Origin of the sequence: Lentzea sp. NPDC005914 (assembly GCF_040629405.1) — a bacterium.
Classification (GTDB): Bacteria; Actinomycetota; Actinomycetes; order Mycobacteriales; family Pseudonocardiaceae; genus Lentzea.
Map to the genome: position 1 here is coordinate 1 of NZ_JBEXVQ010000059.1, position 25,112 is coordinate 25,112.

23 protein-coding genes and 1 tRNA gene are annotated in these 25,112 nt (G+C 68.3%); 8 read left to right on the forward strand and 16 right to left on the reverse strand.

The window, feature by feature from the left end; all coding sequences use genetic code 11:
• Nucleotides 1-454 precede the first annotated feature (454 nt).
• The 6 genes from ABZ345_RS45105 to ABZ345_RS45130 form a co-directional block, all read right to left on the reverse strand.
• Complete coding sequence (locus tag ABZ345_RS45105) at nucleotides 455-1,813, reverse strand: GGDEF domain-containing protein (protein WP_359861537.1); 1,359 nt, start codon at nucleotides 1,811-1,813, stop codon at nucleotides 455-457.
• A gap of 319 nt (nucleotides 1,814-2,132) precedes the next feature.
• Nucleotides 2,133-3,356: an MFS transporter gene (locus tag ABZ345_RS45110; protein ID WP_359861539.1), complete on the reverse strand. Its 1,224-nt coding sequence runs from the start codon at nucleotides 3,354-3,356 to the stop codon at nucleotides 2,133-2,135.
• Nucleotides 3,357-3,924: 568 nt separating this feature from the next.
• Nucleotides 3,925-4,896 (reverse strand): 23S rRNA (guanosine(2251)-2'-O)-methyltransferase RlmB, encoded by a 972-nt coding sequence (rlmB, locus tag ABZ345_RS45115; RefSeq protein ID WP_359861541.1) that lies wholly within the window; start codon nucleotides 4,894-4,896, stop codon nucleotides 3,925-3,927.
• Nucleotides 4,897-4,901: 5 nt separating this feature from the next.
• Complete coding sequence (cysS, locus tag ABZ345_RS45120; RefSeq protein ID WP_359861543.1) at nucleotides 4,902-6,296, reverse strand: cysteine--tRNA ligase; 1,395 nt, start codon at nucleotides 6,294-6,296, stop codon at nucleotides 4,902-4,904.
• Nucleotides 6,293-6,916, reverse strand: a complete 624-nt coding sequence (locus ABZ345_RS45125; protein WP_359861545.1) for an HAD-IA family hydrolase — start codon at nucleotides 6,914-6,916, stop codon at nucleotides 6,293-6,295. Before ABZ345_RS45125 ends, cysS begins: the two co-directional genes overlap by 4 nt.
• A gap of 25 nt (nucleotides 6,917-6,941) precedes the next feature.
• The gene (locus ABZ345_RS45130) at nucleotides 6,942-7,886 is read right to left on the reverse strand and encodes a TIR domain-containing protein (RefSeq protein ID WP_359861547.1); all 945 of its coding nucleotides are present in this window, start codon (nucleotides 7,884-7,886) and stop codon (nucleotides 6,942-6,944) included.
• Between the two features lie 56 nt (nucleotides 7,887-7,942).
• Between ABZ345_RS45130 and ABZ345_RS45135 the strand changes: the two genes are divergently transcribed.
• Entirely contained in the window at nucleotides 7,943-8,224 is a 282-nt protein-coding gene (locus tag ABZ345_RS45135; RefSeq protein WP_359861549.1) for a DUF6191 domain-containing protein, read from the forward strand.
• Nucleotides 8,225-8,282: 58 nt separating this feature from the next.
• Here ABZ345_RS45135 and ABZ345_RS45140 read toward each other — a convergent pair whose 3' ends face one another.
• The 4 genes from ABZ345_RS45140 to ABZ345_RS45155 are packed head-to-tail and all read right to left on the reverse strand — an operon-like array spanning nucleotide 8,283 to nucleotide 10,356.
• The gene (locus ABZ345_RS45140) at nucleotides 8,283-8,675 is read right to left on the reverse strand and encodes a PPOX class F420-dependent oxidoreductase (RefSeq protein ID WP_359861551.1); all 393 of its coding nucleotides are present in this window, start codon (nucleotides 8,673-8,675) and stop codon (nucleotides 8,283-8,285) included.
• Nucleotides 8,639-9,133 (reverse strand): 2-C-methyl-D-erythritol 2,4-cyclodiphosphate synthase, encoded by a 495-nt coding sequence (gene ispF / locus ABZ345_RS45145; protein ID WP_359861553.1) that lies wholly within the window; start codon nucleotides 9,131-9,133, stop codon nucleotides 8,639-8,641. The genes ABZ345_RS45140 and ispF overlap by 37 nt, the downstream gene beginning before the upstream one ends.
• Nucleotides 9,130-9,822 (reverse strand): 2-C-methyl-D-erythritol 4-phosphate cytidylyltransferase, encoded by a 693-nt coding sequence (gene ispD / locus ABZ345_RS45150; RefSeq protein WP_359861555.1) that lies wholly within the window; start codon nucleotides 9,820-9,822, stop codon nucleotides 9,130-9,132. The genes ispF and ispD overlap by 4 nt, the downstream gene beginning before the upstream one ends.
• A 45-nt stretch (nucleotides 9,823-9,867) precedes the next feature.
• Nucleotides 9,868-10,356 (reverse strand): CarD family transcriptional regulator, encoded by a 489-nt coding sequence (locus tag ABZ345_RS45155; protein ID WP_012782996.1) that lies wholly within the window; start codon nucleotides 10,354-10,356, stop codon nucleotides 9,868-9,870.
• Nucleotides 10,357-10,586: 230 nt separating this feature from the next.
• Between ABZ345_RS45155 and ABZ345_RS45160 the strand changes: the two genes are divergently transcribed.
• Nucleotides 10,587-11,375: a hypothetical protein gene (locus tag ABZ345_RS45160; protein ID WP_359861557.1), complete on the forward strand. Its 789-nt coding sequence runs from the start codon at nucleotides 10,587-10,589 to the stop codon at nucleotides 11,373-11,375.
• A gap of 64 nt (nucleotides 11,376-11,439) precedes the next feature.
• Here the strand turns inward: ABZ345_RS45160 and ABZ345_RS45165 are convergent, their stop codons facing one another.
• Nucleotides 11,440-11,865, reverse strand: coding sequence for a hypothetical protein (locus tag ABZ345_RS45165; protein ID WP_359861559.1), 426 nt, complete (start codon nucleotides 11,863-11,865; stop codon nucleotides 11,440-11,442).
• Nucleotides 11,866-11,976: 111 nt separating this feature from the next.
• Here ABZ345_RS45165 and radA point away from each other — a divergent pair, with 111 nt between their 5' ends.
• Nucleotides 11,977-13,359 carry a DNA repair protein RadA gene (gene radA / locus ABZ345_RS45170; protein ID WP_359861561.1) on the forward strand — a complete coding sequence of 461 codons (1,383 nt, stop codon included), beginning with the start codon at nucleotides 11,977-11,979 and terminating at the stop codon, nucleotides 13,357-13,359.
• Between the two features lie 23 nt (nucleotides 13,360-13,382).
• Nucleotides 13,383-14,090 carry a hypothetical protein gene (locus ABZ345_RS45175; RefSeq protein WP_359861563.1) on the forward strand — a complete coding sequence of 236 codons (708 nt, stop codon included), beginning with the start codon at nucleotides 13,383-13,385 and terminating at the stop codon, nucleotides 14,088-14,090.
• A 743-nt stretch (nucleotides 14,091-14,833) separates the two neighbouring features.
• On the opposite strand, the gene ABZ345_RS45180 is transcribed toward ABZ345_RS45175, so the two are convergent.
• A complete protein-coding gene (locus ABZ345_RS45180; RefSeq protein WP_359861565.1) occupies nucleotides 14,834-15,631 on the reverse strand; it encodes an AraC family transcriptional regulator in 798 nt (265 codons plus the stop codon).
• 104 nt (nucleotides 15,632-15,735) lie between these two features.
• Here ABZ345_RS45180 and ABZ345_RS45185 point away from each other — a divergent pair, with 104 nt between their 5' ends.
• Together ABZ345_RS45185 and ABZ345_RS45190 are read left to right on the forward strand one after the other, a co-directional pair.
• Complete coding sequence (locus ABZ345_RS45185) at nucleotides 15,736-16,089, forward strand: VOC family protein (RefSeq protein WP_359861567.1); 354 nt, start codon at nucleotides 15,736-15,738, stop codon at nucleotides 16,087-16,089.
• Between the two features lie 5 nt (nucleotides 16,090-16,094).
• Nucleotides 16,095-16,487 (forward strand): SRPBCC family protein, encoded by a 393-nt coding sequence (locus ABZ345_RS45190; protein WP_359861569.1) that lies wholly within the window; start codon nucleotides 16,095-16,097, stop codon nucleotides 16,485-16,487.
• Between the two features lie 51 nt (nucleotides 16,488-16,538).
• Here ABZ345_RS45190 and otsB read toward each other — a convergent pair whose 3' ends face one another.
• From otsB to ABZ345_RS45205, 3 genes are all read right to left on the reverse strand, one after another.
• On the reverse strand, nucleotides 16,539-19,067 hold the full coding sequence (gene otsB / locus ABZ345_RS45195; RefSeq protein WP_359861571.1) for a trehalose-phosphatase: 2,529 nt from the start codon (nucleotides 19,065-19,067) through the stop codon (nucleotides 16,539-16,541).
• A 45-nt stretch (nucleotides 19,068-19,112) separates the two neighbouring features.
• Nucleotides 19,113-20,546, reverse strand: a complete 1,434-nt coding sequence (locus ABZ345_RS45200) for a trehalose-6-phosphate synthase (protein ID WP_359861593.1) — start codon at nucleotides 20,544-20,546, stop codon at nucleotides 19,113-19,115.
• 69 nt (nucleotides 20,547-20,615) lie between these two features.
• Nucleotides 20,616-21,962: a threonine/serine exporter family protein gene (locus ABZ345_RS45205; RefSeq protein WP_359861573.1), complete on the reverse strand. Its 1,347-nt coding sequence runs from the start codon at nucleotides 21,960-21,962 to the stop codon at nucleotides 20,616-20,618.
• A gap of 260 nt (nucleotides 21,963-22,222) precedes the next feature.
• On the opposite strand from ABZ345_RS45205, the gene ABZ345_RS45210 reads away from it, so the two are divergent.
• A tRNA-Thr gene (locus ABZ345_RS45210) sits at nucleotides 22,223-22,295 on the forward strand.
• 61 nt (nucleotides 22,296-22,356) lie between these two features.
• Here the strand turns inward: ABZ345_RS45210 and ABZ345_RS45215 are convergent.
• Nucleotides 22,357-24,042 carry a hypothetical protein gene (locus ABZ345_RS45215; protein ID WP_359861575.1) on the reverse strand — a complete coding sequence of 562 codons (1,686 nt, stop codon included), beginning with the start codon at nucleotides 24,040-24,042 and terminating at the stop codon, nucleotides 22,357-22,359.
• 40 nt (nucleotides 24,043-24,082) lie between these two features.
• On the opposite strand from ABZ345_RS45215, the gene mgrA reads away from it, so the two are divergent.
• Nucleotides 24,083-25,111: an L-glyceraldehyde 3-phosphate reductase gene (mgrA, locus tag ABZ345_RS45220; protein ID WP_359861577.1), complete on the forward strand. Its 1,029-nt coding sequence runs from the start codon at nucleotides 24,083-24,085 to the stop codon at nucleotides 25,109-25,111.
• Nucleotide 25,112: the final 1 nt, after the last annotated feature.

Sequence of the window (25,112 nt, forward strand, 5' to 3'; positions counted from 1 at the left end):
GTTTAGGGCGCGGGGCTCCGCCCCGGACCCCGCCAATCTGATCAAAGACCGGCCAGCGCCGCTTGCGGGTTGATGGCACGCCTGTTGCGTTCGGCGGCTGCCAGTTTCGTAGGTGGTGCGGTTCGGGTGGGGCGGTCCCATCACCAGCCGTACCGGAGCGAGCCACACCGAGGAGGGGGTGTCAAACGGACGTGTCCGTTGACACCCCCTCCTCGGCGCGGCAGACGATCAGGCACGACTCGTGACGGGACCACCCCACCGGAACCACACGGGAAAAGCTTGCCTCGGCTTCGCCGTCGGTACTGCTCGCCTTCGGCCTCGCCGTCGGTACTACTCGCCGCTGCTCGGCTTCGCCTTCGCTGCTGGCTTCGGCATCGCCGGAGTGTCAGACCTGCTCTGTACGTTGGGTCGCGGGGGAGCCTGTGGCTCGGGGGACCCCTGCGCGAGCCTGCGGTCAGGCGGTGCGGGAGGTGATGGGCTTGGTGATGTCGTCTTGGCGTGGGGCTGGCATCAGGCGCGGCGGGATGTCCAAGCCCGCTACGCGGACCTGGTTGCGGCCGCTTTCCTTCGCCTTGTACAGGGCCGCGTCGGCCGAGTGCTGGGCCGTGGCCATGTCCGGGCCGTTGTCGGGGATCACGGCCACGCCGATTGAGGCTGAGATCGCTTGGAGCGACTCGCCTTCTGGTTCTGGGGGCTGGATCTCGCGGCCGTAGAGAGTCACGACGTTGCGGTGCTTGTCGGTCGTGGGGACGGCCAGGGAGCCGATGGCCTCGCGGATGCGTTCGGCGATGGTCACGCCTTGGGCTACCGGGGTGTCCTTGAGGGCTACTACGAACTCCTCGCCGCCGTCTCGGCCCGCCACGTCGCCTGGGCGGAGCTTTTCGCGGAGGATTCGGCCCACTTCGGCCAGGACGGCGTTGCCTGCCGGGTGGCCCCAGGTGTCGTTGATGCGCTTGAAGTGGTCCAGGTCGATCACCAGGACGGTCATCGGTTCGCCGTCGATGCGGCAGCGCTCGGCCAGGCGGCCTGCGTACTCCGTCAGGCCGTTGGTGTTCAGCAGGCCCGTGCGGTAGTCGGTGTGGGCGTCGGCTGCCAGGCGTTGGTGGAGTTGTTCCTGTTCTCGCAGAAGGCGTTCCAGGTGGGCTCGGCGTTCTCCGGCGCGGGAGAGCAGGGCGTTCACGAGGATGACCGGGACCACCAGCAGCAGAGGGCCTACCCAGTGGGACGTCATGAGCATGCCGAGCATGGCGCCGGCGCCGAGGGTGCTCATTTCGAGCATGTTGTCGACTTTGGAGCCCAGGAAGTCGAGGACCTTCGAGTTCGGGGTGACGATCTTGAAGGCGGTCGCGACCGTCATCACCTGGACGAACCAGTAGAGGACGGCGGTGATGGCGAGGATCAGTACCAGGCCGAGGTCGGTTGGCACGTTTCCGGTTGCCAGCAGGGAGACACCCGACAGGTGGACCAAGGCCCACGAGAGCAGGGTGGAGGCCAGCATGGAGGCGGTGCCGAAGACGAAGCGGTACGGCTGGCGGCGGGCGATCGGCTGGATCAGGATGCGCATCCAGATCGTGGCGATCACGGCCAGGCCACCGGGTAGGGCCACGGCTGCGGCGAAGGTCCAGACCGAGGTCAGGTCGATGTGCGGGCCGGAGGCCTCGTTTCGGCGGGCCTCTTCTGCTCTGCGCACCACGGTCAGGTGAATCGTGATCGCGGCGATGAGCGCGCCGAAGCGCAGCCAGTCCGAAGTCGAAACCGAAGTCAGCTTCGTCAGGAGCCAAATGGCGGCGACGGCTACGGCCGCTTCGAGCACGAAAAAGTATGCGATCGCACTAGGCGCAACGGTCCAAAGGTCCCAGTTGCGAATCGGAGTCAAGCCGAGTGCCCGCGATCGCCTGCGATCAGTCAAACTGTTCTTCACCACGACCCCCTACGCTCATGGCACATCATGAGCAAAGCCGCCGCTGACCAGGTCGTAGACCTACCGCGCTGCTGCTCGTCGCAACGAGGAGGTGCCTCCCATGTGCAACCGTGACTTCTGACGCCGCCTTCCTCTGCGCGACCCGACTTCAATCGCACCCAGATCATCAGGTGCCTCTAGTACGGATATCGCTATTGGTGACCGTTCTGTTTCAGATTGCCACCGCCTTCGTGTCGTTGCGACCGCGAGCGCGTCGCCAGGCGAAGGTGGCTTGGGTCGCCAGCAGCAGTCCGATGCCGCCCGCTCCCGCGATCGTGGCCGTGATCGAGCCGATCGAATGGGCGACGACACCGGCCAGCGCCATTCCCCCGCCCTGGCTCGAGCGCAACGCAGCGCGCCCAATGCCATAGGCCCTTCCTCGGTACTGATCCGGTAGCAGCCGCATCCAGGCTGAACGAGCAGGCGTGTGATAAGCCCCGCCTATACCGGCAATCACCAGCAAAACGATCGTCCACGTCAGGTTCGGGTTGAACGCGAACATGATCAACGGTGCCAGCGACAGGATCGCGAGAGGACCGATCAGCCGTTCACGCTTCGCCGGATCGCGCACGAGACGGAACAGCAGCGCCACGCCCAGCACGTTCGCCGCGGGCTCGATCGCGAGGATCAGGCCTACCGCCCAGGCGGCGCCGAGCTTCGTCGCGAGAGGGACCGCGAGTCCTTCCGGGACCATCGCGAGGCCCGCGAGCAGGCGGACGCCCAGGAGAGTCCTCAACCGCGGTTCGGACACCATCAACGTCAGCGCGCCGCGTGGCTCGTCGTCCTTCTTCTTGCGGCCCAGGGGGTCCGCCGCCGGACGGTGCTTCACGGACACCTGCACCAAGATCGCCAGGAGGACGAACGTGCCGGCGTTGATCGCGAGCGCCACGCCGGCGTTGGTGCCGGCGACGAGGAAGCCCGCGGCGGCAAGGCCGGTCATCTGAGCTATGTCGACGGACGTGCCGAACAGCGCCACGCCGTCGTCGTAGCGGTTCGGCGGGAGCACGTGCGGGAGGCTCGCCTCCTGGGCGGCGAGGTACGGCGAGGAGATCGCCAGCACCGCCACCAGCAGAGCGATCATGGCCCAGAGCGGCATGCCCGGAATGGCCATCGTGGCCATGAGCACCGCCTGTGACCACGCGGTCGTCACCATTACCGTGCGTCGCGGGAACCGGTCGGCGACCCAGCCGAGCAACGGGCCCGAAATCAGTGGTGGGAAGAGCGTCAATGACCAGGTGAGAGCGGTCCAGGCAGTGGATTCTGTTCGCTGGTACACGAGCAGTGACAATGCGACTGCCGCGAGCTGGTCACCGGCTGTAGATACCGTCGAACCGATCCACATGGCGCGGAACTCACGCAAGCCCACGAGGTCGCGGAGAGCGCCGCGGGTCGTCATGCGGCTCCTCGGCGCACCGCGCCCCGCGCGCGGCGAATCAGCACGTCCTGATTCGCTCTACGCCGAGTCACGTCGCCCCCGCCGGTGGTAATCAATTTCTATCGACAATCACGGTAGAAGCTGCCTGACCGTTCAACGTCTGTCCTACCACAGTGTGTACCTAAACGGAGCAGGCCAGTTACCTAAAGTAGTTACAATAGCGAAACGCAGGGCTGATCTTCTTCACAGTTGACCTGGGGTTCGCCTGATTGGACCCCAAATGGTCACGGTAAGTGTCAACCGGTGCCAAACGGGTGTCGCCTGTTCGGCCAACCGGTGCAACCCGCTCCGACTCCTGCCCGGCAGAACTGGCAAATTGCGAACGGGATGACGGTACCCGCGCTCGGGAGTGCCGTGGAATAGGCCACGCCGTTTGTCATCGCGGTCACCCGCAAGTCGTTGGCAACACAGGTGAGTAGCGTTTCCCCGCCCGCGGAACGAAACCGGTTCAGCGGGCAGGAAAACGATCACTAACGTCGGCTGATAGGCGCCCTTGGCGTCGCTGACCGACCGATAACGTCAGGCGGGATCAGCCCTTGGCGGCGATCCGGCGGCGACGGGCGACCTCGGCCAGCACGACACCCGCAGCGACGGACGCGTTGAGCGACTCGACGCCCGTGGCCATGGGGATCGACACGGTCTGGTCGCAGGTCTCCTTGACCAGACGGCCGAGGCCGCGGCCTTCCGAACCGACCACGACGACCAGCGGGCCCGTCGCGAGGTCCAGACCGTCCACGTCCACGTCGCCGTCCGCGTCCAGGCCCACGATCATCAGGCCGGCCTCGGCCCAGTCACGCAGCGTGCGGGTGAGGTTCGTGGCCATCGCGATCGGCAGCTTGGCCGCCGTGCCTGCGCTGGTCCGCCACGCGACCGCCGTCATCGACGCACTGCGCCGTTGCGGCAGCACCACGCCCTGCGCACCGAACGCCGCGGCCGAGCGCACGACGGCACCCAGGTTGCGCGGGTCCGTCACGCCGTCGAGCGCCACCAGCAGCGGCGGCACACCGGCACGCTGAGCGAACTCGAGCAACTCGTTCGGGGTGGCGTACTCGAACGGGGGGACTTGCAGGCCGAGGCCCTGGTGCATCGCGCCGCCGGTGATCCGGTCGAGCTCACCGCGAGCCACCTCCAGCACGGAGATGCCCCGGTCGGCGGCCAGGCGCACGGCCTCCTGCACGCGGTCGTCCGCGTCGATGCCCAGCGCCACGTACAGCGCCGTCGCAGGCGTGCCCGCGCGCAGGCACTCGACGACCGGGTTGCGGCCCGCGACGGTCTCCGCCTGGGCCTTCTCGGTCTTCTGGCGCCGCTGCGTCTTGACGGCCTCGGTCTTCGCGACCACCTTCGCGCGCTTGTACGCGGGGTGGTTCGGGCGTTCCGACGCCTTCGGGGTCGGACCCTTGCCCTGCAGGCCCTTGGACTTCTGTCCGCCGGAGCCGGTGACCGCGCCCTTCTTCGAGCCCGGATTGCGCATCGCGCCCTTGCGCTTGGAGTTGCCAGCCACGGAAGTCAGTCGTCCTTCAAAGTCCACTGCGGACCGTCGGGGGTGTCCTCGACGGCGATGCCCGCCTCGAGCAGTTGGTCGCGCAACGCGTCGGAGCGTGCGAAGTCCCTGCTCTTACGGGCTTCCTGGCGCTCGACGAGCAGCCGATCAACCAGCGTGGTCAGCGCCTGCCGCATGCCTAGGTCGGCAGACGACTGGTCGTTCCACTTCGGCGACAACGGGTCGACGCCGAGGATGCCGGCCATCCGGCGGACGCACTCGGCGGCCTCGCGGGCCGTCTCGTGGTCGCCGTCGGCGAGTGCCGTGTTGCCCTGGCGCACCTTGTTGTGCAGTGCTGCCACGGCCTGAGGCGTGTTCAGGTCGTTGTCCATCGCAACGACGAAGTCCGGGCACATGTCGCCACGGAGCTGAACCTGGCCCACCCGCTCGGCGACGCGGCGCAGGAACGACTCGATGCGCCCGTAGGACGTCACCGCCTCCTGCAACGCCTCTTCCGAGTACTCGATGTGCGAGCGGTAGTGCGGCGACACGAGGTAGTACCGCAGCTCCTGGGCGCGGACCACCTCCAGCATCGCCGGGATGGACACGGTGTTGCCCAGCGACTTGGCCATCTTCTCGCCGGACATCGTGACCCAGTAGTTGTGCATCCAGTAGTTCGCGAAGCCGTCACCGGCCGCGCGCGACTGGGCCTGCTCGTTCTCGTGGTGCGGGAAGATCAGGTCGAGCCCGCCGCCGTGGATGTCGAACGTGCCGCCGAGGTACGTCGTGGCCATCGCGGAGCACTCGAGGTGCCAGCCGGGCCGGCCGTTGCCCCACGGCGTCGGCCAGCTCGGCTCACCGGGCTTGGCGGCCTTCCACAGCGTGAAGTCGCGCGGGTCGCGCTTGCCGCGCACCTCGGTCTCGCCCTGCTGCTGGTCGTCGAGCTTGCGCCCCGACAACGTGCCGTACTCGGGGAACGAGCGCACGTCGAAGTAGACGTCGCCGTCGACGTCGTACGCGTGACCCTTGTCGATCAGCCGCTGCATCAGCTCGACCATCTGCGTCACGTGCCCGGTGGCTCGCGGCGCGTAGGTCGGCGGCAGGCAGCCGAGCGCGTCGTAGGCGTCCTCGAACGCCATCTCGTGCTTGTAGGCCCACGCCCACCACGGCCTGTCGTGCTCGGCGGCCTTGGTGAGGATCTTGTCGTCGATGTCGGTGACGTTGCGGACCAGCGTGACGTCAGCGCCGTCGCGAGCGAGCCAGCGGCGCAGCACGTCGAAGTTCAGGCCGCTGCGGACGTGGCCGATGTGAGGCACGCCCTGCACGGTCGCCCCACACACGTAGATCGACGCCGTTCCGTTGACCTGCGGGTGGAACTCCCGCATGGACCGGCTCGCGGTGTCGTAGATGTGGAGGCTCACACGGGAATGGTACGGGCCACATCCAAAAGAGCGTCCGGGCGGTCACTCGTCGGAACCGGATTGACAAGCCGGAAGGAGCAGCCGATCGCCTCGGCTCCGCCGTCCGCCTCCTCGCTGTCGCCGACCATCACGGCGTGGCGCGGATCGACGCCCAGCCGTTCGCACGCCGTGGTGAAGATCTTCGGGTCCGGCTTGATCACGCCTTCCTCGTAGGAGAGCACGAACTCGTCCACGAGGTGCGTGAGGCCGTGCAGCTCGAACACGGTGCGGATGTCCCAGCCGATGTTGCTGACGACCGCGACCGGGATGTCCTTCAGGTGTTCGAGGGTGGCCTTCGTGTCCGGGTAGGGCTGCCACGACTCGGGGGCCAGCAGCTGGTCGTAGAGCGCCTCGGCGTCCGGGACCAGCGCGTCGTTGAGCACCTTCACGTGCACCCAGCGGTGCAGGTCCGGGTCGAGGTCGCGGCGGTGCCACGCGTCGACGAGCTCGGGGTCCATGCCCTCGGCGATGCCGACAGGGGCGGTGAGCGCACGCATCAGGTCCGCGTTGGACGCCAGCTCGGGGTGTTCGAGCCGGAAGAGCGTGCCGGAGAAGTCGAAGAGCGCGGCGTGGATCGTCACGCCCCCGACTCTACGTTCTCTTCGGCTAAGTGGTCTGGACCTTTTTGAGCTCAGCCTCGACCGGTCCCGGGTCGTAGGACAGGTGCAGGTGCAGATCGCCGGAGCCGCGTTCACCGGCGTCCACGAACTGCTGCACGAACGCCTCGATCTGCGTGAGCGGTTCGTTCGCGAGCTGCGCTGCCGTTTGGTACAGCGCGGCGAACCGGGCGGGCGTCGGCGTGCCGCGCAGGTCGGCCGACCAGTCGAGCAGCTTCTCGTACTCCTCGACGAAGCGGTTGGCCAGCTGCCGGATCCGCTCGCGGTCACCTGGCCGGCCGGCTCGACCGAACGCCCACTGCTGCTTGCCGGGGGAGAGCAGGTCCGCGATGGTGTTGACGATCCCGTCGAACACCCGCGAGCGCGTCATGAAGTGGTCGAGCGCCTCGGTGTCCGTGGTCAGCGCGCGCCTGGGCGAGGAGAAGCCCATCTCGTGGCTGGTCCGCTTGTCCTCGAGCTTGTTCAGGTGCAGCTTCAGGCTGTCCGCGAACAGCTGGTACTCCCAGCCGGGCTCCGGTCCCTCGACCTTGGTGCCGACCTTCTCGGCGATCATCCTGGCGAACTCGCGCGGGGTGCGGTTGCTGATGTCGATGTAGCCGGTGCCGACGCGCAGCGCGGGGATCTCGGTGTCGTCGAACCGCGCCGGGAGCACGTACTCGCTGTCGGACACCAGCGCGCGGTCGAACGCCGACTGCCGCTCGTGCTTGGTCCACATCTTCCGCGCGTAGGCCTCGGAAACGAACATCACGCAGAACCGCGAGTCGCGCCGGTAGATCTGGTCGAGGTGCTCGACCAGGTTCTTGCCCCACAGGTCGGCCTGCTCGTCGGTGTCGTAGAAGCGGGAGACGCCTAGCTCGGTGAGGTGGCGGGCCACCTCTTCGACGTAGACGCGATCTTCGCCGGCGAATGAGAGGCACACGTCGTACTTGGGCACCTCGGGGAGCTTAGTAGTGGCGGGAACCACAGCCCCGAGGCGGGAGTTGTCCAGGTATGAGCCTGGGGTTCCTTTTCGCGATGTCGTTACCGGCGTTGGTCGTGGCCCTGTTCGTGCTCGCGATGGTCGAACGGTTCGTGCGCCGCAGGGGCGGCGGCACGCCGATGGCCACGGCCGGCATCGGCGAGCTGGGAGCGACGTTCGAGATGGGCCAGCGCGAGGAGCTGGAGTTCCGCAAGGAGGAACGGCAGCTGCGCGACGAGGAGGGCGACGCCGCGCCGCCGCGAAGCCACGTGGACCTCGACGGCGGCAGGGCCGTGCTGAAGCTGCCCGACTAGGCCATGTCCTGCAAGTCCGTTCGATGAGAGTCACGGGCGAGAGGCCCGGAGACGGTGCCTAGAGGTTGCCGGTGGTCTTGGACACCTTCACGCGGGCGACGACACGCACGTTGTCCGTGCCGATGTCGCCCTTGTAGTCGTCGCCGGTGTACTTGTGCGCCAGCTCGTTGATGAGGTCGTCCCCGCCCTCGGTCGTCAGCGACGTCTCGCCGCGGAACTCCGTGTAGCTGTACGGGTTGTCCTGGTCGATGACGGTGATGCTCACTCGCGGGTCGCGCTTGAGGTGACGTTCCTTCGCGCGGCCGACGGTGGTGGAGAAGAGCACGTCGTCGCCATCGCGCTTGATCCACACGACCGAGGTCTGCGGGCTGCCGTCCTTGGCCAGCGTGGCGACGGTGGCGTAGTTAGCGCTGTCTAGGAGCGTGCGCTGTGCTTCTGAGAGGGAGGCCATGGCATCAGCAACGCCGTCGCGATCGCCGCGATTCCCTCGTTTCGGCCCGTGAGACCGAGCCCGTCGGTCGTGGTGCCCGCCACTGAGACAGGGCCGCCAACGGCCTCGGAAAGCGCTTTCTGGGCCTCGTCGCGACGCTTGCCGATGCGGGGCTCGTTGCCGATCACCTGCACTGTGGCGTTTCCCACACGGAAGCCGGCCTCCTCGACGAGCCTGCGGACTTCCGTGAGCAGAACCACTCCGTGGGCGCCCGACCAGCGCGGATCGGACGTGCCGAAGACCGCGCCCAGGTCACCGAGGCCCGCTGCGGACAGCAGTGCGTCGCACAGAGCGTGTGAGGCGACGTCGCCGTCGGAGTGACCGGCGCAACCGTCGACCCCCTCCCACAGGAGCCCGGCGATCCAGCACTCGCGACCTGCTTCGATCGGGTGGACGTCGACGCCCTGGCCGATTCTCACGCTTGTTCTCCTGCGAACAGTGCTGCCGCGACCGCGAGGTCGAACGGGGTGGTGATCTTCATTGCGTGCGCGTGTCCGGGAACCGTGTGGACCGTGCCGCCGTTCTTCTCCACAAGACCAGCGTCGTCAGTCGCGGCAATACCGGAGCAATAGGCGGCTTTGAGAGTCTCGGCGCGGAAACCCTGCGGGGTCTGGACGACCCGCAGACCGGCCCGGTCAGGTGTGGAGACGACCACTCCGACCTCGTCCACCTGCTTGATCGTGTCGGCCACCGGAAGCACCGGGATGACGGCGTCGTGCCCGTCGCGCACCGCGGCCACGACGGCGGCGATGACCTCGGGAGGAGTGAAGGCGCGGGCGGCGTCGTGCACCAGCACGATGGAGGTGTCCGGAATCACGCTGAGCGCGTGTTCGAGGGCGAGGCGCACCGAGTCAGAGCGTTGCGCTCCCCCTGAAAGCACGTGCACCGCCCCGCCGGCCGGGGCCAGCGAGGCGGTAGCAGTGTGCACGAGGTCCACATCGGACGGTGGAGCGGCGATGACGACGTGCTGAACCTGGCCTGACGCGAACAGACCCAGTACGGCACGAGCCAACAGCGGCACCCCGTTGACCGGCACGAGCGCCTTGGGCATCCCGTAGCCCAGACGCTCTCCCCGCCCTGCCGCGGGCACGAGCGCGACAACACTCATGTTCGCGACTTACGTCCGATGCTCTGTGTGTTTTTTGTTCAGAAACTACGAGGCTGTGGCGAGAACTTCGTCGAGGAGAACCTCGGCCTTGTCCTCGTCGGTGCCCTCGGCCAGCGCCAGCTCGCTGACCAGTATCTGCCGAGCCTTCGCCAGCATCCGCTTCTCGCCGGCGGACAACCCGCGATCCTTCTCGCGCCGCCAGAGGTCGCGCACCACTTCCGCAACCTTGTTCACGTCGCCGGAGGCGAGCTTCTCAAGGTTGGCCTTGTACCGCCGAGACCAGTTGGTCGGCTCCTCGGTGTGGGGAGCACGCAAGACCTCGAAAACCTTGTCGAGTCCTTCTTGGCCGACAACGTCACGCACGCCTACGATTTCGGCGTTGTCAGCGGGAACCCGTACGGTGAGGTCGCCCTGCGCTACCTTGAGAACGAGGTACTTCTTCTCCTCGCCCTTGATCACGCGGGTCTCGATTGCTTCGATGAGAGCGGCACCGTGGTGCGGGTAGACGACGGTCTCTCCGACCTTGAAAACCATGTGTCCTCTGCCCCTTTCGATGCCTCCATCCTAACACGTCCGGCAAGGCTTCGAACGCCGCTCGATGATCCGTTAGTGCTGGTCAGGGCCATGCGGGGGGTTGACAAACCACCTGTTCGCGTGCAAGGTACGACTCACCGAAGATCGAATGGCACCACGTGCCGCGTGCTTTTCGGGCCCCGGTTAGGCTCCTCGCCTGGTGGTTGTTCCCTAGGAAGGACGCTGGAGCCGTGAACTCAGGAGTGTCTCGCCGGATGATCGTGACGGCAGCGCTGGCCGCGGGCCTCGGCCTGGTGGCGGTCGGCTGCAGCGCCGGTCAGGTCACCCAGACCGACACCCAGGTCGCTGCCGTGGACGGTGCGAGCGGAAACGCCGGCCCGATCGCGGTGCGCAACGTCATGCTGGCGTTCCCGCCGGACGGCAACCGGTATCACAAGGGCGACGACGCGCCGCTCACGTTCGTCATCGCGAACACGGGTGAGAACCCCGACAAGCTGCTGTCGATCAAGTCCGACGCCGCTGAGGGCGAGGCCGAGGTCGTGGGCAGCAAGGACATCCCGTCCCGCTACGCCCTGCAGGCCGAGTACGACCCGTCGAAGGCGCCGACGAAGACCTCTTCGCCGTCGTCCTCCTCGAGCGCGCCGTCGTCGGGTGCGCCCTCTTCGTCGAACGCGCCTTCTTCGTCGGTCTCGCCGACCTCGGGCGCCCCGTCGTCCTCGTCGGTCGCTCCGACCTCGGGCTCCGTGTCGCCGTCGTCGTCCGGTTCGGTGTCGTCGTCGTCCGGCAGCCCGTCCGGCTCGTCCTCGGTGAAGCCGACCTCGTCGTCGGCCGCGATCCCGGACGACCTCGAGGTGCTGCAGATCCGTTGCGCGCTGAAGAAGCTCAACCGCGACGTGGTGGCCGCGCAGACCATCAAGATCACGTTCCTCTTCGAGAAGGCCGGTTCGGTCACGCTCGAGGTGCCGATCGCGCCGTCCGAGCACAAGCGCGTCAGCGAAGGCCACGAAGGCGGCCACTGAGCTCTTCCGGCTGTGAAAAACGCCGCTCCCTCATCGCGAGGGGGCGGCGTTTTCGCGTCTTCGGTCAGGCCTTGAGCATCGGGCGGAACTTGTCGCGGTAGGCCCAGGCCAGGCCGATCTCGGCGGCGACGACGAGCAGCGCGATGACGATGCCGGACGGCTCCAGGAAGACGTGGAACAGGAAGATGTTCACGACCATCGGGGCCAGCATCGCGAGCGCCAGCGGCACGAACCGGCCGACGATCAGCAGGAGACCCGCGACGAGTTGGACGCCGGACGCGAGCTGCAACATGTAGCCGGTGGCGCAGAGCGCGGCGCTGAAGGCCACACCTTCGGGTGCCATGGTGCTGGGGTCCGGGGCGGGCATGAACAGCAGGAAGCCGTTCAGGCCGGTCGTGGCGAACAGCAGGCCGGTCAGCACGCGGGTGACGACGGTGGCGTAGCGGCCGACGGCGAACTTGCGGGTCTGAGTCGCGGTTGCGGTGGTCACTGTGTCCTCCAGGCGTTGGTGTCCTTCCACTGATGCGTCGAACGGGCTCCACGCCGGATCGACAAAGCTGCCGAAGATTTTTTGTCGGTGGTGTCCTCTAACGTTCGGGGTGTGGCGAAGACAGCGCGGCCGATCTTCCGTTGTGCCGAGTGCGGGCACGAGGTGGCGAAGTGGTTCGGCCGCTGCCCCGAGTGCCAGGCGTGGGGCAGCATCGAGGAACGAGGCACGGCGTCGGTGACCCGTGTCGTCGCTGGCGCGCCCACGTCGGCGGCGCGGCCCATCGGCGAGGTCGACATCGAGTCGGCGCGGGCTCTGTCGACGGGTGTCAGCGAGTTCGACCGGGTGCTCGGCGGGGGGCTGGTGCCCGGTGCCGTCGTGCTGTTGGCGGGCGAGCCTGGCGTGGGCAAGTCGACGCTGCTGCTGGAGACCGCGCACCGCTGGGCCGAGCAGCACGGCCGTTGTCTCTACGTCACGGGCGAGGAGTCCGCGGGGCAGGTGCGGCTGCGGGCGGAGCGCACCGGCAACCTGCACGGCGAGATGTACCTGGCGGCCGAGAGCGAGCTCAGCGCGTTGCTCGGGCAGGTCGACCAGGTGAAGCCGTCGATGTTGATCGTCGACTCGGTGCAGACCATGTCGACGGTGAGCGTCGAGGGCGTGCCGGGTGGCGTCACGCAGGTGCGGACCGTCGCATCAGGACTGATCACGATGGCCAAGGAGCGCGGCCTTCCGGTCGTGCTGGTCGGCCACGTCACCAAGGACGGATCCGTTGCGGGGCCACGGGTTCTGGAGCATCTCGTCGACGTGGTGCTGCAGTTCGAGGGCGACAGGCACTCGAGTCTGCGGCTGCTGCGCGGCATCAAGAACCGCTACGGCGCCGCCGACGAGGTGGGCTGCTTCGAGCTGCGCGACGACGGCATCGTGGGCGTGCCGGACCCGTCCGGGCTGTTCCTGACGCGCCGCGAGAAGGCCGTCGAGGGCACCTGCGTCACGGTGATCGTCGAGGGCAAGCGGCCGATGCTCGGCGAGGTGCAGGCGCTCGTCGCCAAGACGAACCTGCCCGCGCCCCGGCGTGCGGTGAGCGGCTTGGACCCCGCGCGCATCTCGATGGCGCTGGCGGTGCTGGAGAAGCGCGGCAAGGTCAACCTGTTCCAGAAGGACGTCTTCACCGCGACGGTGGGCGGCATGCGGCTGGTCGAACCCGCCGCGGACCTCGCGGTGGTGCTGGCCGTGGCCTCCGCCGAACGCGAGATCGCGCTGCCAGCCGACCTGGTGGTGCTCGGCGAGGTGGGTCTGGCCGGAGAGATCAGGCGGGTCAACGGCGTGGGCAAGCGCTTGCAGGAGGCGGCGCGCCTCGGCTTCAAGAAGGCGCTGGTGCCGCCGGACCACGGCCCGCTGCCGGACGGTGTCAAGGCGCTCGTGGCGAACGATCTGGTGTCGGCGTTGGATGTTTTGGGGCTAAACCGACGCAGGGCTGGTAAACCTGCTGACGACTGATCGACAGCTTCGGGGGAGGGCTGATGGTCAACTTTCACCAGCTGCGCACGTGGCAGGCGGACGGGCTAGAGATCCGCGACGTCGTGCGGCGGCTGCTGACCAGTGACATGTCGAGCGACGACATCGTCAAGGCGTGGGGTCTGGCGTTCGACCTCTCCGGCGACCTGCCGCAGGGGCCGGAGCAGTTCCTAGACGAGGTCTCGGAGGTGCTGTCTTCCGCCGTCGCCGAGGTGCCGCCGGGCGCGCGCAGCGACGCCGGTCTGACGCGGGTCGACGTAGAGGAGTACGTCGACCATGCCGAGTGGGAGCTCGCGCTCGAGGTCCTGGGCGACTTCGAGGGCATCACCTGGCAGACACCCCGGTACTGGGACCTGCTGGCCGGAGCCGCGGTGCAGATGGACCTCGACCCCTCGTGGTTCTACTGGCGTGCCAGGGAGTCGATCCACGGCCTGCTGCGAGCCGAGCTGAGGCTGGACGAGGGCGCGACAGCTGTGCCGGCGCAGGGGATGCGGCCGGTGTGGGACCTGAGCGGCGGCGAGCGCAAGGTGGCCGCGATGTGGGTGGAGTCGAAGCCGGTGCTGGAGCCGGGAGATCGGGCGACCGTGAGGTTGCGGCCGCTGATGCCGGGCGCGTGGGTGCATCTGGTCAGGGGTGACCGGATCGCGTTGCTGCAGGACGGGGAGCCGGTGGGGACGGCGAAGATCGTGGAGAAGGTGCCGCCGCGGCCTTGAGCCGGGTGGGGCCTGAGGTGGGCAGGTGGGCGGCGCGTTTGGGCTGTCGAGTGCCTGCTGCCGTGGAGCTGAGTCGGGGTGGGCTCGCGGTGGGCGGGTGAGGCGGCGGATCTGGGGCGCCGAGCGCCTGCTACCGCCGCCCCGAGCCGGGTGCGGCTTGCCGGCGGGCAGGTGAGGCGGCCGGTCTGGGTTGCCGAGGCCTGTCGCCGTGGCCCTGAGTCCGGGTGCGGGCCTGCGGTGGGCGATCTGGGGCGCCGAGCGCCTGCTACCGCCGCCCCTAAGTCGGGTGGGGCTTGCCGTGGGCGGTTGGGCAGCAGGTCTAGCCGCCAAGAACCTGCTGCCGCGGCCCTGAATCGGGGTGTGGCTTGCGCTGGGCAGGTGGAGCGGCGGGTCTGGGTTGCCGAGGCCTGTCGCCGTGGCCCTGAGTCCAGCGGGTGCGGGCCTGCGGTGGGCGCATCTGGGTCGCCGAGAGCCTGCTGCCGCGGCCCCGAGCCGGGTGGGGTGGGCGGGTCTGGGCCGTCGAGAACCTGCTGCCGCGATCCTGAGTCGCGTGTGGTCTGCGGTGGGCGGTCGGTGCGGCCGGTCTGGGCCGCCAAGAACCTGCTGCCGTGGTCCTGAAACGGAGTGCGGCTTGTGGCGGGCAGGTGAGGCGGGCCTGGGCTGTCGAGCACCTGCCGCCGCAACCCTGAGTCAGGCGAAAACAGCATGCGCAAGGCAGGCGGGGCGGCGAATCCGGCCTTGAGTCAGGCGAGAAGCTTGCGCAGCGCGGTCGGAGTCTGGCCGAGGTGTTCGCGCACGGTCCGGGACAGATGAGCCTGGTCCGCGAAGCCCAGGTCGGCGGCCACCGCGGCGAGGCTCGTCTCGCCGCCCTCCAGGCGGTCCAGCGCGGCAGCCACACGAACCCTGTTGCGGTAGCGGGTCAGCGACACCCCCAGCTCACGGGTGAACCCCCTGCTGAGCCGGTACGGAGAGACGCCCAGCAGTCCGGCGAGCGGGATCAGGCCCGCGGAGGCGGGATCGCCGGCACCGATCACCTCGCGAGCTCTGGCCACGAGCGCGCGATCACCGGCACCGACCTGGTCGCCGGACGGGGTGGGCGACACCGCGACCTGCCGCACCACTTCGCCCACCAGGCCGACCAGGCCCTCGGGCGCGCCGTCCGAGGTGCGGACGGCGGTCAGGAGGCGGCGGTGGGCCAGGTCGAGCCTGCCGTCGACGTAGACCGAGGAGCCGCGCAGGAGCGGGGCGTCGCCTGCCATGGCGCGCCACAGGTCGGCGGTGAGGCTGATCGACGTGCAGACGTCGCCGCCGGTGGGGTGCGCGAACTGCTCTTCCTCGCCTGGCAGGCCGATGTCGCCGAGGGTGCGGTCCAGGTCTGCCGGCACGCCACGGACCCGGCGCCGGAAGCCGCCTTGGCGCACGAGGACCAGCCGCACGTCCGAGCGCGGCGGTTCGGTGGACCAGCCGCGGTGGTCGTCCTGGCAGTCCACCGCGGACACGGTGAACTCCGGGCGGGCCGCGAGGTCGGCGAACGAGAGCACAGAAGAAGGCTAGGCCGGGGGTCTGACAATTCCCGCAAGGATCTTCAAGACCAGGAGGCGGACGGGCGCGAGGCTGGGTCGCACAGAAACCGTAAGGAGTCGCAATGCCCGCAACGGCCCAGCTCACCACGATCGTCCTCGACTGCGCCGACCCCGGACCGCTGGCCGAGTTCTACCGCAAGGTCACCGGGTGGGAGGTGACGTCCAGCGACGCCGACAGCGCCTACCTCGGGGAAGGCCCGATCCAGCTCGCCTTCTACAGGGTGGAGGGCTACGAGCCGCCGGCCTGGCCGAGCCCCGCCAAGCAGGCGCACCTGGACTTCCAGGTCGACGACGTCGAACTGGCGGTCAAGCAGTTGCTCGACCTCGGCGCCACCAAGCCCGAGTTCCAGCCCGGCGAGGGCCGGTGGACCGTGCTGGCCGACCCGCAGGGCCACCTGCTCTGCCTGGTGGGCTGATCGACATGGCCTTCATCAGCAGGGAGATCGTGATCGAGTCCGGTGCCGACGACGTGTGGAAGGTGATCGGCGACTTCGAAAGAGGTCCCTCGCGAATGGCTCCGGGGTTCGTGATCCACACGAAGGCCGAGGGCGAGCTGAGGGTCGTCACCTTCGCCGACGGCACGGTGGTCACAGAGCGGCGGATCAGCGTGGACGACGACGCGCGGCGCATCGCCTACTCGGTCGTCGGAGAAAGAGTCGAGCACGACAACGCGGTCATGCAGGTCTTCGAAGATGGCGAGAGGTGCCGGCTGGTCTGGAGCCGCGACGTGCTCCCCGACGCGCTGGTCACGCCCATGAGCCAGGCGATGGAGCACGGGATCAAAGTCGTCGAGAAGACCCTCGGCAACGCATGAGAATGCCGCCGCGGCCAAGGACCGCGGCGGCATCCGAAATCACTGCGACAACTACTGCGACAACAGCTGGGCGCAGCGGATCAGGCCCAGGTGCGAGTACGCCTGCGGGTGGTTGCCCAGCGAGCGCTCGGCGATCGGGTCGTACTCCTCGGGCAGCAGACCCGTGGGACCCGCCGCCGCGACGATCTGGCCGAACAGCTCCTCGGCCTCGGTACGACGACCCGTCAAAAGGTACGACTCGATCATCCAGGCGGCACACAGGTGGAAGCCGCCCTCGTCGCCCGGCAGGCCGTCGTCCCGGTGGTAGCGGTAGACGGTCGAACCCGAACGCAGCTCGGCCTCGATGGCGGTGACGGTGGACTGGAACCGCTCGTCGGTCGGGTCGATCAGACCCGACAGGCCGACGAACAGCGATGCCGCGTCCAGGTCGTCGCCGTCGTAGGCCGTGGTGAAGGACTGGACCTCGTCGTTCCAGCCGTTCTTCAGCACGTCCGTGGCGATCGTGTCGCGCAACGGCACCCACGAGGGATCCAGCGAGCGCCCGAACTGCTCGCCGAGCTTGATCGCGCGGTCGATGGTCAGCCAGCACATGACCTTCGAGTACACGTGGTGGCGCGGCGCGTGCCGCTCCTCCCAGATGCCGTGGTCCGGCTCGTGCCAGCGCCGCGAGACGGCCTCGGCCATCGCCTGGACCATGGCCCAGTCGTGGTCCGACAACGAGCCACGCGCGGAAGCCAGCTGCACCACGAGATCCACGACGGGACCGAACACGTCGAGCTGCACCTGCTGGTTCGCGAGGTTGCCGACGCGCACCGGCCGCGAACCCGCGTACCCCGGCAGCGTGTCGATCACGGCCTCGGCACCGAGCTGCGTGCCGTGCAACGTGTACAGCGGGTGCAGGCGCTCGGGACCGGGGATGGTCTCCAGGACACCGTGCAGCCACGCCAGGAAGCCGTCGGCCTCCGCGAAGGACCCCACCGACACGAGCGCGGCGGCGGTCATCGCGCCGTCACGCAGCCAGCAGTAGCGGTAGTCCCAGTTGCGGACACCGCCCAGCTCCTCGGGCAGCGACGTGGTGGCCGCCGCCATGATCGAGCCGGAGTCCTTGTGCACCAGGCCGCGCAACGTCAGAGCCGAGCGCAGCACCAGGTCGGTCTGCACCCTGGGGAGCTTCAGCCCCGCCGCCCAGTCCGACCAGTAGCCGGCCGCGCGGTCACGACGCACGGACTCGGCCAGAGCGTGCTCGGACAGGTCGTCGGTGCCGCAACGCAGCTCCAACAACACCGCGGCACCCTCGCGCGGCCGGACCACAGCGCGTGCGGTCTCCTGCAGGCCGTCGGAGGTGATCTCCCAGTCGACGCCCGGCGAACGCAGCACCATCGGGTCCGAGGTGCCGACCACACGCAGGCCGTCGCGCTCGCGCAGCAGCCGCACCGGCACCTGGCCGAACTCGGGCCGCGGCGCGAACGTGATCACCGCGTTGGTCGAGCCGGAGATCCGTCGCACCAGGTCGGTGCGGTGCGACGCGAGGTCGTGCTCGAGGTAGTCGGTCACCAGGAGCCGCGACCAGCGGGTCTCCACGATCATCGTGCCCGGCAGGTAGCGCTGGCCCAGCGGCAGCGACCCGTGCTCCGGCTTGATCGAGAAGTGGCCCGCGGCGGGGCCACCGAGCAGGTCGGCGAAGATCGCCGCCGAGTCCGGCTCGGGGTGGCACAGCCAGTTGACCTTGGCGTCCGGCGTCACCAGCGCGACCGAACGCTCGTTCGCGAGCATGGTCAGACGCTCGATAGGCACGGCCTGGTCGCCGTGCAGCCACGCCCGGCGCTCCTCCAGGAGGAACGCCAGCACGGTGGCCACGTCGGCCGGGTCCTTCACGTAGTGCTCGGCGAGCGACTCGCCGGCACCGACGCGGATGCCGACGTCCGGACCGGACAGGCGCGCGAACGCCTTCTCGTCCGTCACATCGTCGCCCAGGAAGACCGCCGCGGTGGCGCCGACCTGGTGACGAAGGATGTCCAGGGCGTGGCCCTTGTTGGTCTCGACGACGGCGAGCTCGATCACGGCCTTGCCCTCGGTGACCTGCACACCTTCCCAGGTGCACGGACCGGAGCGGACCGCCTCGAGGACGATCTCGCCGACCGAGGCATCAGCGCGGCGCACGTGCACCGCGATCGAGGCCGGCTTGACCTCGAGGTGCACGCCCTCGTGGCTGTCGACGATCGTTTCCAGCTCGGCTTCGATCCGGCGCAGCAACGCCTTGGCGTTCGCGTCCAGCGCGTGGACGAAGCCGACGTCGAACTCGGAGCCGTGGGAACCGACCAGGTGGACCTCGCCAGGTAGGCGAGAGAGTGTTGCGAGGTCACGCAGCGCACGCCCGGAGATCACGGCTGACGTGGTCTCGTGCAGGCTCGCGAGAGAACGCAGCGCGTTCACCGACTCCGGGAGCGGGCGTGCCTGCTCCGGGTCGCTCACGATAGGCGCGAGTGTTCCGTCGTAGTCGCTGGCGACCAGCAGTCGCGGGGTCCGCGCGAGCTGACAGATAGCTCTGCGCAGTTCGGCGGGGAGGGCCTCGGCGGTCAACGCCCCTCCTGGAGCACTCGATGGGTCAGTGGGATCTGAAAGGATTCAGACCGAGGTCTGCGTGCCCAACGCCTCCAGGAACGACCTCGCCCAGCGGTCAACGTCGTGGGTGAGGACTTGGCGGCGCAGCGCGCGCATCCTACGGCGGCCTTCGGCGGGATCGATGTCGAGGGCGGCCTGCAATGCGTTCTTGACACCGTCCAGATCATGGGGGTTCACCAGGAACGCACTGGTCAGTTCTGCGGCAGCGCCGGCGAACTCGCTGAGCACCAGAGCTCCACCAAGATCATATCGGCAGGCCACGTACTCCTTGCAGACCAGGTTCATTCCGTCCCGAACAGGCGTCACCACCATGACGTCGGCGGCGCTCATGAACGCGACGAGCTCCTCGCGGTTGACCGACTGGTGGAGGTAGTGCACCACCGGTTTGCCGACCCGCCCGAACTCGCCGTTGATGCGGCCCACGGACTGCTCGATGTCCTGGCGCATCGTCTTGTAGTGGTCGACGCGCTCCCGGCTGGGAGTCGCGAGCTGCACCATCGTGACGTCCTCGGGGTCCACGCGTCCGTCCGCGATCAGCTCGTACAGAGCGCGGATCCGGACGTCGATGCCCTTCGTGTAGTCGAGACGGTCCACACCCAGCAGGATGCGCTTGGGGTTGCCGAGATCCGCTCGAATCTGCTTCGCGCGGGCCTGCGTCTCCTTGCGCCGGGCCACCGCGTCGAGGCCCGCGCTGTCGATCGAGATCGGGAACGCGCCGACGCGCACGGTCCTGTCGCCGACCTGCACGACACCTGGCCGGGTCCTGACACCGACGGTGCCGCGGCTGGGCTCAAGGCCGACGAGCCGGCGGGCCAGCCAGAGGAAGTTCTGCGCGCCGCCGGGCCGGTGGAAGCCCACCAGGTCGGCGCCGAGCAGCCCGCGGATGATCTCCGTGCGCCACGGGAGCTGCATGAACAGCTCGACCGGCGGGAACGGGATGTGCAGGAAGAAGCCGATCTTGAGGTCGGGCCGTTGCTCGCGCAGCATCGCCGGGACGAGCTGCAGCTGGTAGTCCTGCACCCACACCGTCGCGCCCTGAGCCGCGATCTTCGCCGTCGCGTCGGCGAACCGCTGGTTGACCTGGCGGTAGGAGTTCCACCAGTGCCGGTGGAACGCGGGCTGGGCGACGACGTCGTGGTAGAGCGGCCAGAGGGTGCCGTTGGAGAAGCCCTCGTAGTAGTCCTCGACCTCTTTGCCGGACAGCGGCACGGGATGCAGCAGCAGGCCGTCGTCCTCGAACGGCGCCACGTCGGCGTCGGCCACACCCGGCCAGCCGACCCACGCACCGCTGTGTGAGCGGAGGAACGGTTCCAGCGCACTGACCAACCCACCGGGGCTGTGCTTCCACCGCTCTGTGCCGTCGGGCAAACGCTCCAGGTCAACCGGCAGCCGGTTGGCCACGACTACGAATTCCGCCCCGTTCTCGCCAATGTCCATGCTCACATTTCTGAGGTTAGTGCGGACGCGTGTCCGGGGCGTGTCGTGTAACCCCCGTCACAGCAACGTTCACTCCAACCGACGCTCGGTGGGTTTGAGCGGCCCGGACATGCGCGGACCAGCGAACTTGCGCTCCAAACGGCCCAGTCCGGTGCGCACCGGCTGGGCAAGGTACTCGCCGAACACCACCCCTCCGGCCAGGGCGAGAGCAATACCACTCGCGAACACCAAAGTGCTCAAACCGGCCGGATCGCCCTCCGCGGTGAGCTGGAACAGGCCCCGGTAGGTGGTCCAGCCGGGCAGCAGCGGGACCACGCCCGCCTGCACCACGACGAGCGTCGGGATGCCCAACCGGCGGGTCAACGTCGCGCCGCCGAACCCGGAGATCGCGGCGGCCACCGCGGAGGAGAGCAGCACGTCCAGGCCGAAGCTCGTGACGAGACCGAAGGCGGCAGTGCCGATCGCGCCGGAGATGGCGGCGGCGACGAGCGCGCGCGGCTGGGCGTAGCAGGCGAGCGCGAAGAACGCACTCGTCGCCGCTCCGGCCGCGAACTGCATCGGCACCGCGGAGATCAGCGGCGGCAACGGGTCGGTGAGCTTGATCTGCAGTCCGAAGTGGACGGCGGTGCGGATGGCGATCGCGACGCCCGCGATGAGACCGGCGCTGAGCAGCACGGTCTCGACGGTGCGGCCGGCGGCCGTGACGTTGTAGCCGGAGATCGCGTCCTGCACGGTGCTGACGAGCGCGAGCCCGGACAGCAGCACGACGATCCCGACGGCGACCAGCAGACTCGGCCGGACGTTGGGCAGGAGGTTCGTGGCGAAGACGGTCAGCGCCGCACCTGTGCCGAGCGCACCGCCGACGAGTTGCTGGAAGAAGAAGGGCAGCGCGCGGCGATTGAGGATCCGGCCGACCCGGTCGATCACGGCGGTGACGATCCCGGCGGTGATCGCGAGCTCCCACCCGCCACCGACGAGGAACGCGACGGCCGCGGCCATTCCGGCCCACGCGACAGTGGCGACCCAGCGCGGATACGGGTGCTTGGCGTTGGTGATGTCCTCGAGTTCCGCGTGCGCGTCTTCGATAGGTCCGAGATTGCGCACGAGGTGTTCGACCGCGGCGAGTCGCGTGTAGTCGAGACTGCGCTGCCGGACCACCCGTACCGCGGTGATCGGGGGCGCGTCAGTTCCTCGATGGCACGACACACTGATAGAGGTGTAGATCACGTCTACTTCGGTATGGGGAAGTCCATAGCTCTCGGTGACGGAGAGAATCGTGGCTGTTACGTCCGCCGCGCCCGCCCCACTGGACATTTGGACCTCACCGATCCTCAGAGCGAGATCGAGTACCAGGTGAACAGTGGTGTCGTCGGGCAGAGCGGGGCCGTGCAGGTTGTTCGTGGAAATCTCAGGCACCTCCGTCGTGTGATCGTGAGGGGTCCTTCGACTGTTGCTGTGGCGTCTGCCACCTCCGATCGGGCGACCCAAAAAGGAGGACATGATCACTGTCCGTTGGTTACCCTCCTGACCTGGTCAAGGCGGCCTGTCCGGCGCACTGATCCACTCAGTTGGTTGGTGTGCCTCCTGCCGGAGCAATCCGATCACACTGAGAGCAGACCGTTCGCCGCAGGTAGCACCCGCAACGGACGCTTACGATGTTCGCGAACACGAGCCAGGCCGGCGTAGCTCAATTGGCAGAGCACTCGCCTTGTAAGCGAAAGGTTAGGGGTTCGATTCCCCTCGCCGGCTCTTATACAACGAGGGTTCGCCCAGGTGGGCGGGCCCTCGTCTCATTCGACGTGACAGTTCGTCAGCTTTTGCGAACGAGTCCGGTAAAGCCCGCGACACTCAGCGTCGCGAAGCTCCAGCCGAGGATCTGCACGACCCAGCCTGCTCCGGTCGCCCACTGCCCGGCTGGTCCGTTCGCCAGTTCGCATCTCGGTGTGCCGCCGAGCTTCACGAGTGGGATCGCGAGATCCGCCGCAAGACTGATTCTGTTCACCGGTGAACAGGCGTCCGGTCCGCGGTCTTTGGCCGGTGTAAGGCCGTTATAGGCATTCGTTGTCCACACGAGACAGAGCGCCAGTGCGAAGGTGGCGAGCAGTCCGGCGACCGCTCGCGAGGGCCTGTAGCCGTAGCCGAGGGTGACTCCCATGAACCAGTGCAAGAGCCTGTTGCCGGGGTCGCCTCTGCGGCGGAGATCTTTCTGTTGCGCTATCAACACCTTGCGCGCGGTGTGTTCGTGGCCAGCGGCGCGGTGCACGGCAGCGAGTTGTTGGTACGGCTGAGGGTGGTAGGCGAACGTGTGATCGCGCAGCATCGTCAGCCACGCGGTGGTGTCCTCCGGCGGTTCGGGGTAGGTGAGGCCGTCCACCGACACCGTGAAGATCTCCGCCTCGAGCAGGTCCGGTACGTCGAGTGCGAGCAGGCCGCCGACCTTGGTGCCGCCCAGGCTGAGTTCGAGGCCGTCGCCGTTGTTGACCAGCTTCTCGGGCTGGAACACCAGCTCGCCCGCCACGGAGGAGTCGCTGATCTGCACCGCCCCCTGGTCGCTGTCAGCCTCGAAAACGGTCTCCCCGATGGTGATGCTCGCTCCGATGAGCCCTCGCTCCAGCGACAGGGCCTGGCCGCTGTCCGCGCGCACCGAGCCCCTGATGGCCAGGCCGGCGTCGATGCGGGTGTCGATCATCCGGATGGTCTCCGCGGCGCCGCGCGAGCGTGCGTCGAAACCTGCCACGAGTTTGACCTCGGCGCGGAAGTGCGTGCCGTCGAAGACGATCGCGTTGTCCGAGTCGCTGCGCAGTACCGTCGCCCTCGCGCTGAGGCCGCCGGCCGAGGTGTCGATCAGCACCAGCGCCGAGCCCTCGCCGCCCGCCTTCAGCAGTGCGTCGTCGAGGGTGATCTTGCCGCCGATCTTCGCGTTGTTGGCGACCAACGCCGTACCTGAGCCGTTCACGATCACCGCTCGTTCCAGGTCGAGCTGACCGGCGATGTCGCAACCGTCGAGCCACAGCGCGTCGCCGTCGTGGTCCGCCCGGACGAACAGCCCTTGTGCCACCACGCTCCTGCTGACCTGCAGCCCGCCACCGCGAAACGACCACATGCTGCTGTCCGAGAGCAGCAACGGGCCGTCGATGCGCGCGTTGTCGAGGTCGACCGTTCCCTCGCAGCGGGCGCTCTGCATCCCCAGATAGCCGGTGCGAACCCCTTCGGCGACCAGGCCGGGCAGCGTCGAACCGTCGAGCGACAGGGCGGGGAGCTCGGTGCGCAGCAACGAGAGCGGCTCCTCGAAGACGCAGTCGTCCAGCAGCAGAGGAACGTAGGTTCGGACGAACTCGAGGTCGAGCTCACCTGTGATCCGCGCGCCGGTGAGCCTGACCCCGAGCGGGTCGAGCCCGTCCGCGCGCAGCAGGTCGCGGAGGAAGCCGGCGCTCACACCGTTGTCGCCGCGACGTGAGAGGTCGAGCACCTCACCGGCCTCAGCTGCGCGTTTCATGTCCTGCTCTGTCTCACTAGGGCGTGACATTGTGGGCACCATGTCCTACCTCGCGGATAGCGCGCGCTACGACCAGATGACGTACCGGCGGACGGGTCGCAGCGGCCTCAAGCTGCCGGCCATCTCGCTCGGTCTGTGGCACAACTTCGGCGGTGACCGGCCCTACGAGCTGGGCCGCGGGATTGCACGGCGGGCGTTCGACCTCGGTGTCACGCACTTCGACCTCGCCAACAACTACGGCCCGCCGTACGGCTCGGCCGAGATCACGTTCGGGCAGATCCTCAAGGATGATCTCAGGCCCTACCGCGACGAGCTCGTCATTTCCACCAAGGCCGGCTACGACATGTGGGCCGGGCCGTACGGGGAGTGGGGCAGCCGCAAGTACCTGCTGAGCTCGCTCGACCAGTCGCTGACCCGGATGGGCCTGGACTACGTCGACATCTTCTACTCGCACCGGTTCGACCCGGAGACCCCGCTCGAGGAGACGATGGGCGCGCTGGTCACCGCGGTGCAGCAGGGCAAGGCGCTCTACGCCGGCATCTCGTCCTACTCGCCGACCAAGACCCGTGAGGCCGCGGAACTGCTCAGGAGTGCGGGCGTGCCGTTGCTGATCCACCAGCCGAGCTACTCGATGCTCAACCGCTGGATCGAGCCGGAGCTGCTGGACGTGCTGGAGGAGGTCGGCGCGGGCTGCATCGCGTTCTCGCCGCTCGCGCAGGGCATGCTGACCGACCGCTACCTCAACGGCGTTCCGGCGGACTCCCGTGCGGCGCAGAACAAGTCGCTGTCGACGGACCTGCTGAGCGACGAGAACCTCAGTCGGATCCGGGCGTTGAACGACATCGCTGCCTCGCGCGGCCAGTCGCTGGCCCAGCTCGCGCTGACGTGGACGATCCGCGACCCGCGCGTCACGTCGGCGTTGATCGGCGCGTCGTCGGTGGAACAGCTGGAGCAGAACCTCGCGGCACTGCAGGCGCCGCCGCTGACCGACGACGAGCTCGCCGAGATCGACAAGCACGCCGTCGAGTCGGGCATCGACCTGTGGGCGACCAGCTCGAACGCGGAATGAT